General features: G+C 60.5%; 14 protein-coding genes. 9 read left to right on the forward strand and 5 right to left on the reverse strand.

Translation table 11 applies throughout. The features are described 5' to 3' along the window. The first annotated feature begins 109 nt into the window (after nucleotides 1–109). Complete coding sequence (locus G4923_RS06600) at nucleotides 110–1141, forward strand: IS630-like element ISAhy2 family transposase (RefSeq protein WP_001809438.1); 1032 nt, start codon at nucleotides 110–112, stop codon at nucleotides 1139–1141. Between the two features lie 675 nt (nucleotides 1142–1816). Continuing rightward, on the forward strand, nucleotides 1817–3082 hold the full coding sequence (locus G4923_RS06605) for a RidA family protein (RefSeq protein ID WP_163136238.1): 1266 nt from the start codon (nucleotides 1817–1819) through the stop codon (nucleotides 3080–3082). A 94-nt stretch (nucleotides 3083–3176) separates the two neighbouring features. Here G4923_RS06605 and G4923_RS06610 read toward each other — a convergent pair whose 3' ends face one another. Next, nucleotides 3177–3380 carry a hypothetical protein gene (locus G4923_RS06610; RefSeq protein WP_234677077.1) on the reverse strand — a complete coding sequence of 68 codons (204 nt, stop codon included), beginning with the start codon at nucleotides 3378–3380 and terminating at the stop codon, nucleotides 3177–3179. 568 nt (nucleotides 3381–3948) lie between these two features. After that, nucleotides 3949–5940 carry a transketolase gene (tkt, locus tag G4923_RS06615; RefSeq protein ID WP_163136240.1) on the reverse strand — a complete coding sequence of 664 codons (1992 nt, stop codon included), beginning with the start codon at nucleotides 5938–5940 and terminating at the stop codon, nucleotides 3949–3951. 341 nt (nucleotides 5941–6281) lie between these two features. Here tkt and metK point away from each other — a divergent pair, with 341 nt between their 5' ends. From metK to ruvX, 7 genes are all read left to right on the forward strand, one after another. Then, nucleotides 6282–7433, forward strand: coding sequence for a methionine adenosyltransferase (metK, locus tag G4923_RS06620; RefSeq protein ID WP_025326202.1), 1152 nt, complete (start codon nucleotides 6282–6284; stop codon nucleotides 7431–7433). Between the two features lie 68 nt (nucleotides 7434–7501). Further along, nucleotides 7502–8041 (forward strand): SprT family zinc-dependent metalloprotease, encoded by a 540-nt coding sequence (locus tag G4923_RS06625; RefSeq protein ID WP_163136242.1) that lies wholly within the window; start codon nucleotides 7502–7504, stop codon nucleotides 8039–8041. A gap of 73 nt (nucleotides 8042–8114) precedes the next feature. After that, nucleotides 8115–8813 carry an endonuclease gene (locus G4923_RS06630; RefSeq protein ID WP_111910305.1) on the forward strand — a complete coding sequence of 233 codons (699 nt, stop codon included), beginning with the start codon at nucleotides 8115–8117 and terminating at the stop codon, nucleotides 8811–8813. A 64-nt stretch (nucleotides 8814–8877) separates the two neighbouring features. Then, the gene (rsmE, locus tag G4923_RS06635; RefSeq protein ID WP_111910306.1) at nucleotides 8878–9609 is read left to right on the forward strand and encodes a 16S rRNA (uracil(1498)-N(3))-methyltransferase; all 732 of its coding nucleotides are present in this window, start codon (nucleotides 8878–8880) and stop codon (nucleotides 9607–9609) included. A 138-nt stretch (nucleotides 9610–9747) separates the two neighbouring features. Next, nucleotides 9748–10698 carry a glutathione synthase gene (gshB, locus tag G4923_RS06640; RefSeq protein WP_163136244.1) on the forward strand — a complete coding sequence of 317 codons (951 nt, stop codon included), beginning with the start codon at nucleotides 9748–9750 and terminating at the stop codon, nucleotides 10696–10698. Nucleotides 10699–10893: 195 nt separating this feature from the next. Next, the gene (locus G4923_RS06645) at nucleotides 10894–11448 is read left to right on the forward strand and encodes a YqgE/AlgH family protein (protein WP_163136246.1); all 555 of its coding nucleotides are present in this window, start codon (nucleotides 10894–10896) and stop codon (nucleotides 11446–11448) included. Between the two features lie 244 nt (nucleotides 11449–11692). Next, a complete protein-coding gene (gene ruvX, locus G4923_RS06650) occupies nucleotides 11693–12115 on the forward strand; it encodes a Holliday junction resolvase RuvX (protein ID WP_025326196.1) in 423 nt (140 codons plus the stop codon). A 30-nt stretch (nucleotides 12116–12145) separates the two neighbouring features. Here the strand turns inward: ruvX and yidZ are convergent, their stop codons facing one another. From yidZ to ampC, 3 genes are all read right to left on the reverse strand, one after another. Further along, nucleotides 12146–13165, reverse strand: coding sequence for an HTH-type transcriptional regulator YidZ (gene yidZ / locus G4923_RS06655; protein ID WP_163136248.1), 1020 nt, complete (start codon nucleotides 13163–13165; stop codon nucleotides 12146–12148). Nucleotides 13166–13178: 13 nt separating this feature from the next. Next, on the reverse strand, nucleotides 13179–14336 hold the full coding sequence (locus G4923_RS06660) for an MdtL family multidrug efflux MFS transporter (protein WP_163136250.1): 1158 nt from the start codon (nucleotides 14334–14336) through the stop codon (nucleotides 13179–13181). Between the two features lie 274 nt (nucleotides 14337–14610). After that, nucleotides 14611–15768 (reverse strand): FOX/MOX family class C beta-lactamase, encoded by a 1158-nt coding sequence (ampC, locus tag G4923_RS06665; RefSeq protein ID WP_163136426.1) that lies wholly within the window; start codon nucleotides 15766–15768, stop codon nucleotides 14611–14613. Between the last annotated feature and the right edge of the window lie 10 nt (nucleotides 15769–15778).

Genomic DNA, 15778 nt, shown 5'->3' on the forward strand with positions numbered 1-15778 from the left:
CTAAATAGCTGTTCCGAATAGTAGATCACCGGAGGAAGGGAACTCAGTCCAGTTTGTGCGATCTGATTAGTCGCTAAACAAAACAAGCCACACCCAAAGGACTGAGTTGATGCCTATCCTACCACCTCTGCCACGACCACAACGGCGCCGCATTCACAAAATCATCCATGCCACCCGTGATAAAGGACATGCTCGTCGCTTGATGGCCATCTTGCTGTTACATGAAGGACGCACGATCACCGATGTTCATCACCTTACCGGCGCTGCGCGCTCGACCATCGGTCGTTGGCTTCGGTGGTATCGAGATGAAGGCATAGATGCGCTAGAAGCCTTACCGGCTGGCCGTGCCCCAGTCTTACCTATCGCCAAGATTGTCACCTTACTGGTGCTGCTCATGCAGTTTTCTCCGCAAGATTTTGGTTATCAGCGCAGCCGTTGGTGTACTGAACTATTGGCTATAAAAATCAATCGGTTAACAGGGCTCAATGTGGCAGCCTCCACGCTCCGCCGATGGTTACCTCGTATGGGCATTGTCTGGCGCAGGCCCGTGCCGACCTTGCGGATAAAAGACCCAGCCTATCAGGAAAAAATGGCGAATATCGACGCCGCGCTGGCCCGCTGTGATGCCGATAATCCGGTGTTTTATGAGGATGAAGTCGATATAGACCTCAATCCCAAATTAGGAGCCGACTGGATGTTCAGAGCGCAGCAAAAGCGGGTTGTCACACCGGGGCAGAATGCCAAGCATTATCTGGCAGGCGTTCTCCACGCAGGCAACGGAAGGGTACTTTACGTCAGCGGGATCAAGAAAAACTCATCGCTGTTTATTGCCATGCTGGAAAAGCTGCGCCACCACTACCGACGAGCCAAAACCATCACGTTGATCCTCGATAACTACATCATTCACAAAAGCAAACAGACCGAGCGATGGTTGAAGAAGAATCCCAAGTTCTGCCTGGTGTTCCAGCCAGTTTACAGCCCTTGGGTTAATCACATAGAACGGCTATGGCACAAGTTACATGAAACCATCACGCGCAATCATCAATGCAGAGGGATGGCAAACCTGCTGGCCCGAGTGAAACACTTCATGGATACCGTGTCTCCTTTCCCGGGGAATGGCTATGGCACAGCGAAGGTGTAGCACTATTGGGATCAGTTATTTAGGAGGCCAGATAAAAAATCACCCCAGAGATTGCGCCATGGCGCTATTTCATGGCTTGCATGACTTGCCCATGCAAATATATTGCATGATATGCCAGCCATATCGCCACCCATATTCTTGCCGAACATGGCTAGCATATTTTCAATCACCATAACAGCCCCATCACCCGTACATAAAATACATATCCATGCATGAACAATTGAATTAACTGCACGGCGTCACCGATGATTAACCTATGGTTCACAGCTTGGCTCCGCCTCTGGCGGGAGTGAGCCCCCGTCTCAGGCTGATCCTCCGAAAAATGGGGCTAATTACACCATCAGCAGGGCATTAATTCTATGAATTGAATCGCAACAGGACTATATTTCAGTGCGTTGAGCCAACGCATAAAAACGAGATCCCGGTTTGCCCTCCCCCCTTGGCCACTCATAGAATTCCCCTGTCTGAGATATTTCACCCTGTTCCAGCCTCCTTTATCCACTCCCTCTCGGGCGCGGATTGACAATGATCACCGAGGACCCGATGCCCTTCTCTATGCGGCAACGGGCCATCGATTGCCATACCGGATCTGCCTTGTCGGGTATGGAGGAGCGCGATCGAATGGGGTGACCCAAACCCTGCGATAACAACGAATAGCAAGAAGAGGAATATCCTATGAGTGGCACCATCATCAAGGCTGCAAGAAATACCCCCCATGCCCCCCAGGATCTGGGCCCCTACACCCAGAGCGTGGCCTTCTCCCATTACAACAATATTGCTGCCCAGCTGCCGGTCGATCCCAGGACAGGCAAGCTGGTGAGTGGCGATATCCAGGCGCAGGCCAGACAGTGCCTGACCAATATCCAGGCCATCGTCGAGAGCATCGGCCACGTCATGGACGACATGGTGAAAGTGACCCTCTTCCTCAAGAACATGGGGGATCTGGAGGCGGTCAACGCCGTTTATCGCGAATTCTTCCCCCGCAACCTGCCGACCCGCACCGTGCTGGCGGTGGCCGGTCTGCCGCTCGGCGCCGCCATTCAGATGGACGCCCTGCTCTCCAACGGGGAAGGCACCTTCCCGCAAGCCCCCTGCCCCCTTATCAAGCTCGCCCGAAACAGCTGCCGGGCGCCGGCCGACCCCCTCTCGACCCATACGGTGGCCTTCTCCCACTACAACAACATCGGCGCCCAGCTGCCGGTGGATGCTGCCACCGGCCAGCTGGTTGCCGGTGGCATCCAGGAGCAGGCGGCCCAGTGCCTGCGCAATATCAAAAACGTGCTGGAGAGCATAGATGTGCCCTTTGACGACATCGTCAAGGTGACCGTCTACCTGACCAGCCTCGCGGATCAGGGCGCCGTCGACGAGGTCTACCGCACCTTCTTCCCGGACTCCGCCATCGCCCGCGCCGTGGCTTATCTGCCCGCTCGCTCCGTTGTCAGCGCAACTGCCCTGCCGCTCGGTGCCCGGGTGCAGATGGATGCGGTCATCTCCCACGGTGACGGCACCCCGCCCCAGCTGGTGGAAGACAGACACAACCTGGTGATCCGTGCCCGCAACACCGACCAGGCACCACGCAGCCCGCTCCATAGCCAGAGCGTCGCCTTCTCCCACTACAACCATATCGCCGGCCAGCTGCCGATCGACATGGCCACCGGCAAGGTGCTGACCGGCTGTATCAAGGAGCAGACTGCCCAGTGCCTCGGTCATATCAAGACCATTGTGGAGAGCATCGGCCATGTAATGGACGATATCGTCAAGGTCAATATCCAGCTGAAGAACATCGAGGATCTGGACGCAGTAAACGCCATCTACACCAAATACTTCCCGAGCTATCTGCCCGCCCGCACCGTTATCGGCGTGAGCGAGTTGCCCGCCGGCGCCCTGATCCAGATGGATGCGGTGATGTCCAATGCGGAAAGCACCCCGCCGCAGGTGTAAGATTTGCCTTAAATGATAAAAAGACACCGGCATAAGCCGGTGTCTTTTTATCGGGTGTCAACATTGACAACCTTGTGCGTCAAGTTTTCCTTCGTTAACCGATAAATTGTTTAAGCTCCACCTCTTTCAATTTAAAGGCCTCATATTCCTGCGAATTTCTGCTCTTGGCGGCAGTGATCCATTGTACGCCGGTTTCATCGACATGTTTGAATTCCAGTCTGAATACGTATTTTGCACTGGTGACCATAGCCATCACCATTCCTGCCAGAAAAGCGACGGCGGGGAGAAACAACGTCATACCCTTACCCTGCGCTTCAGTAGGTATAAAGTAGAAGAGGATACTGGATGTAATTAACCCGAACAATAACATGTTTATTAGTTTGTCCTTCCATGTAAGCACTTTTACTTGTACATCAGAGATCCTGTTCAAATCATACGAATCAGAATTTATCTTCAGCTTTCCCTCTGACTTATCAATCAATACAGAACAAGCCATTGTAAATACCCCATCCTTTTTAAAATGCTGTAAATCAACTGGTTTACTTAAAAATCACTCACTACCATGATCGAACGACAAATAACTCGCCTGCCCTATATCACTGGAAACGATACTGCAACGAATACGGATTAATCACCATTCAGATGCACAGCATATTATGAACGGAATCGTATGGCACCAAATAAATGCAGCCATACCGAGAAATTGGAGGTCGCCAACATACTAAGTTGTAAAACTGAATTATTCACTCAGGGTTGACCATGTCTCCCAAAGAATAAAATTTTCTTATAAAAAACGCCCCCCATCTTGCGATGGGGGGCGTCTTATCGTTCCGGCTATTGAGCCAAAGAGGCTCAATGGTCAGCTATTACAGGGACTCTGCGGTCGCAACCACGTTTTCCACGGTAAAGCCGAATTCCTTGAACAGCAGCTCGGCAGGTGCGGACTCACCGAAGGTGGTCATACCGATGATCTTGCCGCCGAAGCCTACGTACTTGTACCAGTAGTCGGCGATACCCGCTTCGATGGCGACACGCTTGGTCACGCTCATCGGCAGGACGGACTCCTTGTACTCGGCAGACTGGGCGTCGAACACGTCGGTGGCCGGCAGGGAGACCACGCGCACGGCGCGGCCCTTGGCGGTCAACTGCTCATAGGCGGCCACGGCCAGCTCCACTTCGGAACCGGTGGCGATCAGGATCAGTTCCGGGGTACCGGCGCAATCCTTCAGCACATAACCACCCTTGGCCACATCGGCCAACTGCTGGGCGGTGCGGTCCATCTGGGGCAGGTTCTGACGGGAGAAGATCAGGGAGGTCGGGCCGTCATGACGCTCGATGGCGTGCTTCCAGGCGATGGCGGACTCTACCTGGTCACAGGGGCGCCAGGTGCTCATGTTCGGGGTCAGACGCAGGGAGGCGATCTGCTCAACCGGCTGGTGAGTCGGGCCATCTTCACCCAGACCGATGGAGTCGTGGGTGTAAACGAAGATAGCGCGCTGCTTCATCAGGGCGGCCATGCGCAGGGCGTTGCGGGCGTACTCCATGAACATCAGGAAGGTGGCGCCGTAGGGGATGAAACCACCGTGCAGGGCGATGCCGTTCATGATGGCGGACATGGCGAACTCGCGCACGCCGTAGTGGATGTAGTTGCCTGCGGCGCTCTCGGGAGTCAGAGACTTGGAGCCGGACCACATGGTCAGGTTGGACGGGGCCAGATCGGCGGAACCACCCATGAATTCCGGCAGCAGCTTGCCGAACGCTTCCAGGGCGTTCTGGGACGCTTTACGGGTCGCGATCTTGGCCGGGTTGGCTTGCAGGGTCTCGATGATCTTGGCGGATTCAGCGGCCCAGTTGGCCGGCAGCTCGCCAACGGTGCGGCGCTTGAATTCGGCAGCCAGGGTCGGGTGCGCGGCTTCATAGGCGGCAAACTTGGCAGCCCAGTCGGATTCGAGCTTGGTGCCTTTCTCTTGCGCATTCCACTCGGCGGCGATCTCGGACGGGATGACGAAGGGCGCGTGATCCCACTTCAGGAAGGCACGGGCGGCGGCGATCTCGTCGTTGCCCAGCGGTGAGCCGTGGCAATCGTGGGAGCCGGACTTGTTCGGGGAGCCGTAGCCGATGATGGTGCGGCAGCAGATCAGGGTCGGCTTGCCGGTCTCGGCCTTGGCGGCTTCGATGGCGGCATTGATGGCTTCCGGGTTGTGACCGTCAACAGCCGGGATGACGTGCCAGCCGTAGGCTTCGAAACGCTTGGGGGTGTCGTCGGTGAACCAGCCTTCCACATGACCGTCGATGGAGATGCCGTTGTCATCCCAGAAGGCGATCAGTTTGCCCAGCTGCAGGGTACCGGCCAGGGAGCACGCCTCGTGGGAGATACCTTCCATCAGGCAGCCGTCGCCCATGAAGGCGTAGGTGTAGTGGTCGACGATGTCGTGACCCGGCTGGTTGAACTGCTCGGCCATGGCCTTCTCGGCGATCGCCATGCCCACGGCATTGGTGATGCCCTGACCCAGGGGACCAGTGGTGGTTTCGATGCCAGGGGCATAACCGTACTCCGGGTGACCCGGGGTGCGAGAGTGCAGTTGGCGGAAGTTTTTCAGATCATCGATGGAGAGGTCGTAACCGGAGAGATGCAGCAGGGAGTACAGCAGCATGGAGCCGTGGCCGTTGGACAGCACGAAGCGGTCACGGTCGGCCCACTTGGGGTTGTTCGGGTTGTGCTTGAGGTGGCCACGCCACAGCACTTCGGCGATATCTGCCATTCCCATGGGGGCGCCCGGGTGACCGGAGTTGGCTTTTTGAACGGCATCCATACTCAATGCGCGAATGGCATTGGCAAGCTCTTTACGAGAAGGCATCTGTATCTCCTGCGATTGCTTCATTTGATGGCCAAGATTAAGGCGCGTTATTGTCCCAGCAGGGCGGGCGCGGTGCAAATATTATCTGGGCGAATAAAGTGGCTTTGGGAGCACAATCGCTTTTCTGGCCAGGGAAAACGATTCAATCCGCCCCCTCCCTTACCCCCATCGGGGTGGTTGCCCCCTCAGCCTTGGTCCGGGCGGGTCCAACCCCAAATAGTGCTGGCAATCACCCTGTGACCTAATTAAAATAGACGTCCAGATGTAGATACCTCTACAGACATACCGTCATTTTCCGGTTATGGCCAAGGCGATAACCCCATACGAATCGAGAACCAATCATGGCAAAGCTGTTTACTTCCGAGTCGGTCTCCGAAGGCCATCCCGATAAAATCGCCGACCAGATCTCCGATGCGGTGCTGGACGCCATCCTGGTGCAAGACACCAAGGCCCGCGTCGCCTGCGAGACCCTGGTCAAGACCGGCATGGTGATGGTGGCCGGCGAAGTAACCACCTCTGCCTGGGTCGACATCGAGCAGATCGTGCGCGACACAGTGCGCGAGATAGGTTACACCCACTCCGACATGGGCTTCGATGCCGACTCCTGCGCCGTGCTGAACGCCATCGGCAAGCAGTCCCCGGACATCAACCAGGGCGTCGATCGTACCGATCCGCTGGAGCAGGGCGCCGGTGACCAGGGCCTGATGTTTGGCTACGCCACCAACGAAACCGACGTGCTGATGCCCGCCCCCATCACCTACTCCCACCTGCTGGTGAAGCGTCAGGCCGAAGTGCGCAAGAACGGCACCCTGCCGTGGCTGCGCCCGGATGCCAAGAGCCAGCTCACCTTCGCCTACGACAACGAAGGCAAGATCCTGGGTGTGGATGCCGTGGTGCTCTCTACCCAGCATTGCGACTCCATCAGCCACAAGGATCTGGTGGAAGCGGTGCGCGAGGAGATCATCAAGCCGGTGCTGCCGGCCGAGTGGATCACCAAGGACACCAAGTACTTCATCAACCCGACCGGCCGTTTCGTCATCGGCGGCCCCATGGGTGACTGCGGTCTGACCGGTCGCAAGATCATCGTCGACACCTACGGCGGCATGGCCCGTCACGGTGGTGGCGCCTTCTCCGGCAAGGACCCGTCCAAGGTTGACCGTTCCGCCGCCTACGCCGCCCGCTATGTCGCCAAGAACATAGTCGCCGCCGGTCTGGCTGCCCGCTGTGAAGTCCAGGTTTCCTACGCCATCGGCGTGGCCGAGCCGACCTCCATCAGCGTCGAGACCTTCGGCACCGGCAAGGTGGCCGAGGAGCTGCTGGTCAAGCTGGTGCGCGAGTTCTTCGAGCTGCGTCCCTACGGCCTCATCGAGATGCTGGATCTCAAGCGTCCCATCTACCAGGCGACCGCCGCCTACGGCCACTTTGGCCGTGACGAGTTCCCCTGGGAGAAGACCGACAAGGCCGCTCTGCTGCGCGACGCCGCCGGTCTGTAAGGCTGGCCGTTGTGATAAAAGGGGAGCCTGGCTCCCCTTTTGCTTATCCGCTACCCGACGAGACCTCGATGTCTGCCACCAGAGCCCAACTCGACACTTCCCTGCTCCAGCTGCTGCACCAGCGGGTCGACGCCTGCTTTGTGCAGGCGGAGGCGCGCCTCGGCCGTTCCTTCCCGCGCCCGCAGATCCACTGCAACATGCGGGGCCGGGCGGCGGGGTCGGCACGGCTGCAAACCTGGGAGCTGCGCTTCAACCCGGCGCTCTATGAGGCCAACCAGCAGGCCTTTCTGGCCGAGGTGGTGCCCCACGAGGTGGCGCACCTGCTGGTCTATGCCCTCTGGGGAGAAGGGCGCGGCAAGTCCCGGGTGCTGCCCCACGGCCGCCAGTGGCAGTCGGTGATGCGGGAGCTGTTCGCGCTCGCTCCCAACACCACCCACAGCTTCGATCTCGCCGTGCTGGCCCAGCGCACCCATGCCTATGCGTGTGCCTGCCAGCAGCATCGGCTCTCGGTGCGTCGTCACAACAAGGTGGTGCGCGGCGAGGCCCGCTATCACTGCCGCCGCTGTCGCCAGCCCCTGGTGTTGCAGCCGGGGTCGCCAGCGGATTGAGTCAACCCGTGTCGCGCCCCTGTGTTAGGGTGCGCAGCTTCTTCAGCCAAATGTTTCATTGCCAAGGATCTTCATGTTTCGCTCTCTGCTCACCCTCAGTGTCGGCCTGCTCATCAGCCTGCCGTTCATCAGCTCGCCCCTGCAGGCCCAGACCTTTCGCGCCGCCAAGCAGGATCTGAACAAGCTCTATCAGAGCCACCCCACCACCTTCTATTGCGGCTGCAACATCAAGTTCAGCGGCAAGCAGATGGCCCCCGACTGGGAGAGCTGCGGCTATCTGCCGCGCAAGCAGGCCAATCGCGCCTCTCGCATCGAGTGGGAGCACGTGGTCCCCGCATGGGAGTTCGGCCACCAGCTCCAGTGCTGGCAAGAGGGCGGGCGCAAGAACTGCGGCAAGAGCGACGAGTTCAACAAGATGGAGGGGGACATGCACAACCTTTTCCCCGCCATCGGCGAGGTGAACGGCGATCGAGCCAACTACCGTTTCTCCGACTGGAACGGCAAGCCGAACCAGTATGGCAAGTGCCAGATGCTGGTGGACTTCAAGGATCGCCGGGTGCAACCGCCCAAGGGACCGGTGCGCGGCCAGATAGCCCGCGCCTACCTCTACATGGGCCAGCAGTATGGGCTGCGCCTGGCCGCCCAACAGCGTAAACTATTCGAGGCCTGGGACAGGCAGTACCCGGCCGACCGCTGGGAGTGCGAGCGCAACCTCCGCATCGGCAAACTGCAGGGCAATACCAACCCCTTCATTGAAAAGCAGTGCCAATAGCCCCATCTATGGGCACAAGGGATTTAAAACCCCCTCTTCTTGAACCAGAGACTGACACTGAGCCATGCGCATTCCACGTATCTATGAACCGGCCGCCCTGCAGGTGGGCCAGACTCTCGCCCTGTCGGAAGACGGTGCCAACCACATCGGCCGGGTGCTGCGCATGCAGCCGGGTCAGCAGCTCGAGCTGTTCAACGGCGACGGCAACCAATATGCCGCCACCATCACAGGCGTCGGCAAGAAATCGGTGGATGTGCGCATCGACAGTTGCGAGGCCCGCTCGGTGGAGTCCCCCTTCGCCATCCATCTGGGCCAGGTGATCAGCCGTGGCGACAAGATGGACTTCACCATCCAGAAATCCGTGGAGCTCGGCGTCACCTGCATCACCCCGCTCTTCTCCGAGCGCTGCGGCGTCAAGCTGCCGGCGGACAGGCTGGAGAAAAAACGCGAGCAGTGGCAGAAGGTGGTGATCAGCGCCTGCGAGCAGTGCGGCCGCAATGTGGTGCCAGAGGTGCGTATGCCGATGGAGCTGGACGCCTGGCTGGCGGAAGAGACCAAAGAGCTCAAGCTCAACCTGCACCCGCGCGCCCCTTACAGCATCAATACCCTGCCGGTACCCGAACACGGGGTGCGGCTGCTGATCGGCCCGGAAGGGGGCTTGTCCAGCGACGAGATCGCCCGTACCGTGCAAGAGGATTTCAAGGAGATGCTGCTGGGGCCGCGGGTGCTGCGCACCGAAACCGCCGCCCTGACCGCCATTACGGCGCTGCAGTGCCGCTTCGGCGATCTCGCCTGAAACCAGTCCAATGTCTTACTGCGAGGTCATGATCAAGGCTCATGCGCTGCTCTTTACCTTGCTGACGACCTCTAGTGACAGACCTTGAACAAGTGCTAAGAATCTCACTCGCAATCGAGCCACCAGAAGGAATCTCGGATGACCATCAAACTCGGCATAGTGATGGACCCCATCTCGGCCATCAACATCAAGAAGGACTCCAGCTTCGCCATGCTCGAAGAGGCGCAAAAGCGCGGCTACGAGCTCTTCTATCTGGAGATGAAGGATCTCTACATGCAGGCGGGGCGCGCCTTCGGCACCATGCGTCCGCTCACCGTCAAGCATGACTACGCCCACTGGTTCAGCCTGGGGGAGGTGATCGATCAGCCGCTGTCCAGTCTGGACGTGATCCTGATGCGCAAGGATCCCCCCTTCGACACCGAGTTCATCTACGCCACCTATATGCTGGAGCGGGCCGAGGACGAGGGCTGCCTCATCGTCAACAAGCCCCAGAGCCTGCGCGACGCCAACGAGAAGCTCTACACCGCCTGGTTTGCCGAGCACACCCCGACCACCCTGGTCACTCGCCGCGCCGACAAGCTGCGCGCCTTCCACGCCGAGCACAAGGACGTGATCCTGAAGCCTCTGGACGGCATGGGCGGCGCCTCCATCTTCCGCATGAAGGAAGATGACGCCAACGTGGGGGTCATCATCGAGACCCTCACCGCCCACGGCAGCCAGTACTGCATGGCCCAGACCTTCCTGCCCGCCATCAAGGATGGCGACAAGCGGGTGCTGGTGGTGGACGGCGAGCCCGTGCCCTACTGCCTGGCCCGCATCCCGGCCCAGGGAGAGACCCGTGGCAACCTGGCGGCCGGCGGCCGCGGCGAGGCGCGTCCCTTGAGCGAGGCGGACTGGGCCATCGCCCGTGCGGTCGGCCCCACCCTGAAAGAGAAGGGACTCATCTTCGTCGGGCTCGACATCATAGGCGATCGGCTGACCGAGATTAACGTCACCAGCCCGACCTGCATCCGTGAAATCGAGGCGGCCTTCCCGGTGCATATCACCGGCATGCTGATGGATGCCATCGAACGCCGACTGGGAAAATAACCCCAGGAGACGCTCCCTCGAGGCCGTCACCCAGGCAGTGACACCACAGGGGCCAGTGCGGCCCCTGCTCTTTTCTGTTGCGCGACGATGTGAGCCAGCCCCCGGACTTCCGGCTTTTCTGCGCGAAAAAGCGGTTTTGCCCGCCGCCGTCAACTGCCATAATCACCCCAAATACCTTTGCACTCTTTGATATCTATGCAAACACTGCAAAACCACTTTTTGCTCGCCATGCCGAGCCTCACGGACGCCTACTTCGAACGCTCCCTGGTCTATCTGTGCGAGCACAGCAGCGAGGGGGCCATGGGACTGGTGGTCAACATCCCGGTGGACATGTCCCTGGACGCCATGCTGACCAAACTCAAGCTGAGCCCCCCTGCCACCGCCGAGATGAAGCAGCCGGTGCTGCAGGGCGGCCCGGTCCATGCTGATCGCGGCTTCGTGCTGCACAGCTTCAGGCCCGGCTTCAACTCCACCCTGCAGGTGAGCGACGAGATGATGGTCACCACCTCCAAGGACATCCTCGAGACCCTGGGTACCGCCGAGGCGCCGGATCACTGGCTGGTCGCCCTCGGCTACGCTGGCTGGAGCGCAGGGCAGCTCGAGCAGGAGCTGGTAGACGGCTCCTGGCTGGTGATCCCCCCCAACCCCAGGCTGGTGTTCGACACCCCCATTCATCAGCGCTGGCAGCAGGCCGCCGCCAGCATAGGAGTCAATCCCCTGCATCTCTCCAGCCAGGTGGGGCACAGTTAGATCCCTTGTCACGCTCTTTAGTTGGTGCAGTTCCCATTTAGTGCCCCTCATCCCCAGCCCTTCTCCCGCGAGGGGAGAAGGGGGTAAATCGGCACGTTTCGGATATATCTGCGGCAACCAGTCAGCTAAAACGGAGTTAGCCAGATTCGAGCGAGCATAACCTCGGCAGGTTCCCTCTCCCTTCGGGAGAGGGCTAGGGTGAGGGGATACGACATCTTTTTATTCATCTATTTCGAGGACATCCATGTCATCACGCAGCATCATGGGCTTTGACTACGGCACCAAGAGCATAGGCGTCGCCATCGGCCAGGAGCTCACGGGCACGGCCCAACCCCTTCGTTCCCTCAAGGCCAACGACGGCATTCCCAACTGGGACGAGATTGAAAAGTTGCTCAAGGAGTGGCAGCCGGATCTGCTTATTGTCGGCCTGCCGCTGAACATGGATGGCACCGATCAGGAGATCACGGTGCGGGCCCGCAAGTTCGGCAACCGCCTCCATGGCCGCTTCGGCAAGCCGGTGGAGTTCAAGGACGAGCGGCTCACCACCACGGATGCCCGCGCCCGCCTGTTCGAGCGCGGCGGCTACAAGGCGCTCGACAAGGGCAGCGTGGACGGAGTCTCCGCCCAGCTTATCGTCGAAGCCTGGATGGAAGAGCAATACGGTTGAGCCCGGGGGGCCAGCCATTGGCCCCCTGCATCAGGCATCTCCCGCCGGCGCCAGCGCCTCCTCTCCCCCGCCCCATGGGAACAGGGCTAGCCCCTCCGCCGCCAGGCCATAGAGCCGCTTCGTCTCATTGCGCAGCCACATCACCTTGGCATCCTGGTTATGGCGTTTGTGCCACAGCAGGATGAAGGCTATCTCAAGTTGCTTGTAGAGTGATTCGGGGAGCGGCAGAGGCATGGCGATCAGGTTGCCGTGGTGCCTGGCGGCATAGCCAGCGCAATAGGACGGCGCCACCGCGATCAGCTCATGGCTCGACTGGGAGGCGATGTGCAGGGCCTGCTCGAAACTCGCTACCATGATGGGCACCTCCCGCCTCTGCCCCTCGTCCTCCAGCAGATCGTCCAGCGCCCAGCTGTCGCTTGCCTCCCACACCACGCTTACCTGGGGACAGGCCAGGAAGTTCTCCAGGGACCAGGTCTGCTGGAGCAGGGGGTGATCTTTACGCAGGAACACCACGGGCCTGTCGCTGAACAGCACCTCGTGATCGATGTAATAGGGCAGCCGGTTGACCCTGGCCTGGGAGCGACCGTGGGTCTCCCGGGCACAGAAGCCAAGATCCGCATCCCCGTTGACTATGTCGTTGAGGGAGTGGTGATCCCACCCCAGCATCCTGACCACAGAGTGGGGATACTTCTGGTAGATGGTCATGGGCAGCTCGCTCAGGAAGCTGGTGCAAAAGGGGGACTCCATCACCAGGCTGAAGCGGGCCCCCTCGGGGATCGCCTCGCTATTGAGGGAGGTGATGCTGTCCGTCAGCAGGAACCAGGTCTTGAGCTCCTCTTCCAGGGTCAGGGAGAGCTGGGTCGGCTGCAGCCCCTGACGCACCCGCACCAGGAGGGGATCGTCAAACCAGTCCCGCAGCTTGGCGAGCGCCTTGCTCACCGCCGAGGGGGTGACGCAGAGCTTCTTGGCCGCCCCTGTCACGCTGCGCTCCTGCATCAGGTGCTTGAAGACCACCAGCAGGTTCAAATCCAGTTCACCCAGGTTGCGCATCTTTCCTCTCCCCTTATCCCCGCGACCGCGCTTCACGCAGCGCGAGCCATGGTAGCAGCCCTTTGACGGCCAGGTAACTGAGCAGGGTCAACAGCAGGGCAGAGATCAGCATCAAGGATGGGGCCACGCCAAGCTGGCCCAGCAGCCAGATATAGAGGCCGGAGAGGCTGATCTGCATGATGCAGAGCAGGGCGCTGGCAAATGCCGCCTGGTGCTGACACTCCGCCATCGCCACCCCGAAGCCGCAGGAGAAGCCGATGCAGACCAGGGCAAAGCCCGGCAGCAGCAAGGGGATGTCGCCCCCCAGCTGCCAGCTACCGAGCAGGAGGCAGGCCGCCAGCAGGTAGGCCAGATGGGAGAGCGCCAGCACCTTCTGCTTGCCCAGCCAGCGCAGCAGCAGCGGGGTCAGGAAGGAAGCTGACATGCTCACCCCGGCCATCACCATCATCACCAGGGAGTACTGCTCAGTGGTGAAGCCAAGCCCCTGCATCAGGATCAGCGGCGAGACGCTGACATAGACCAGGATGGCGGTCACGCTGGCACTGGTCAGCAGCGAGTGCAGCATGAAGCGCGGGGAGCCCAGCAGGGCCATTGGCCGGGTAGCGCCACTCTGCTGGCGGGCCGGGCGAGTCTCCCTGAGCAGCAGCAGGTTGACCAGACCGCTGACGGCGGCCACCAGCGCCATCGCCACGAAGATCCCGCGCCAATCAAAATGCGACAGGATGAGATAACCGAGCACGGGCGCCAGCACCGGAATGACGCAGATCACCCCGTTTATCATGGAGAGCGCCATCGCCAGCCGCGCCTGGCTCAGCACATCCCGCAGCACGGTAAAGGTCATGATATAGAGCGCCCCCGCCCCGACCCCCTGCCAGAAACGGCCGAGATAGAACTGGCTGATCCCCGCCGCATTGGCCGCCACCAGGGAGGCGATGACAAAGATAAGCGCGCCCCCCAGTACCACCCAGCGCCGCCCATGGCGATCCGCAATGATCCCCCCCAGCAGCACAGTGGCCGCCATGCCGAACAGGTAGATGGAGAAGGCGGTGTGGATCTGCGCCTCGCTCGCCTGCAGGGCATCGGCAATCTGGGGCACGGCCACCAGATAGAGATCGATCCCGACCGGGTAGAGGATGATCATCAGGAAAGTGCACAGCAGGAAAATGGCCATGGATGCTCCATTGCGAAAGGCCCGCCCACGCAGACCATGCCAACCAGCGTCGGTGGCGGGAGCATGGGGGACAGGTTGAATATGGGCAGCACTATAGGAGGGGCGCCCGCTCGCACCTAGTGACGAGATGGCGAACGGTAGATTCCAGTTTGGAAATTTGGTGGCGGGGGGCAAGCCATTGGGGCCATCAGGTGACGTATGACAGTGCCGGGCAGCACCGAAGAGTACGCCGGGCTATCCCGGCGTACTCATGTCAATCAACGGGGCCGAGCTGTCACTCGGCCAGCTTGCTCAGGATGGCGTGGGCCGCCTTGACGCGGGCGTCATTGGGATAGTTGCGGTTGGCCAGCATGACGATACCAACGCCCTTCGCGGGCACGAAGGCCACATAGGCGCCGAAGCCGTTGGTCGCGCCTGTCTTGTTGTAGAGCCGCGCCTCCCCCGTCTCCCGGGACCCGGCAACGGGTGTGACCGGATTGGCATTGTAAGTCACCGCCGGGGAGTTGCCCGCCAGCAGCGCCGCTTCGCTGACTGGATAGGGGTAGCTCTCCCAGCCGAGCCCCTGGGTCATGGTTCCCACCGAGTAGAAACCGGTGTGGGTCAGGGCGATCGCCTGCTGCAGCGGCGCGTCGCCACCGCCTGCCATGTTGGCACCGACGAAGGTCAGCAGATCCGCCGAGCTGGTCTTGATGCCATAGGCCTCGTCCGCCAGGACACCCGGGTTGACCCGGATGGGCTTGTCCTCTTTCGAGTAGCCATAGGCGTAGTTCCCCATGGCAGCCGCGGGCACCTTGAGATAGGTGTGGGCCAGGCCGAGCCCGGGCAGCAGGGTTTGGCTCATCAGCTGCTCAAAGGGTTGCCCCAGGCTATGGGCGGCCAGGTGGCCGAACAGGCCGATGCTGGGGTTGGAGTACTGGCGATGGGTACCCGCCGGGTAGGCTGGCGTCCACTGGCGATAGTAGGCACGCATCTTGTCGGTGGAGTTCACCTCGTCGGGGAATTGCAGCGGCAGGCCCCCGGCGCTGTAGGTGGCGAGTTCGGCCATGGTGATGCCGTCGAAGGCGGTGCCTTTGAGCCAGGGGGCGTGCTGACTCACCTTGTCATCGGGCTGGAAGCCGCCCTTGACCACGGCGTAGGCACCAAGCGTTGCCGTAAGAGTCTTGCTGACCGAGCCAATCTCGAACAGGGTCTGCTCGCTCACGGGGGCTCCGCTCTCCCGGTTTGCCACCCCGTAGTTGAAGTAGTGGGCCTTGCCATCTTTCAGCACAGCCACCGCCATGCCCGGGATCCTGTACTCCTTGAGCACGGGCCGGATGCTGGCATCCACCAGGGGGCGCAGGGGATCGCCCTGGGTGTCCGCAGCGGCCTGAGTCAGGCCGGCCCACAGCAGGGTGCCCGCCGTCAGCAATGTCATCCGCACCTGTTGTTGCATGGTCATTCTA

This window comes from Aeromonas rivipollensis, assembly GCF_010974825.1.
Taxonomy (GTDB): domain Bacteria; phylum Pseudomonadota; class Gammaproteobacteria; order Enterobacterales; family Aeromonadaceae; genus Aeromonas; species Aeromonas rivipollensis.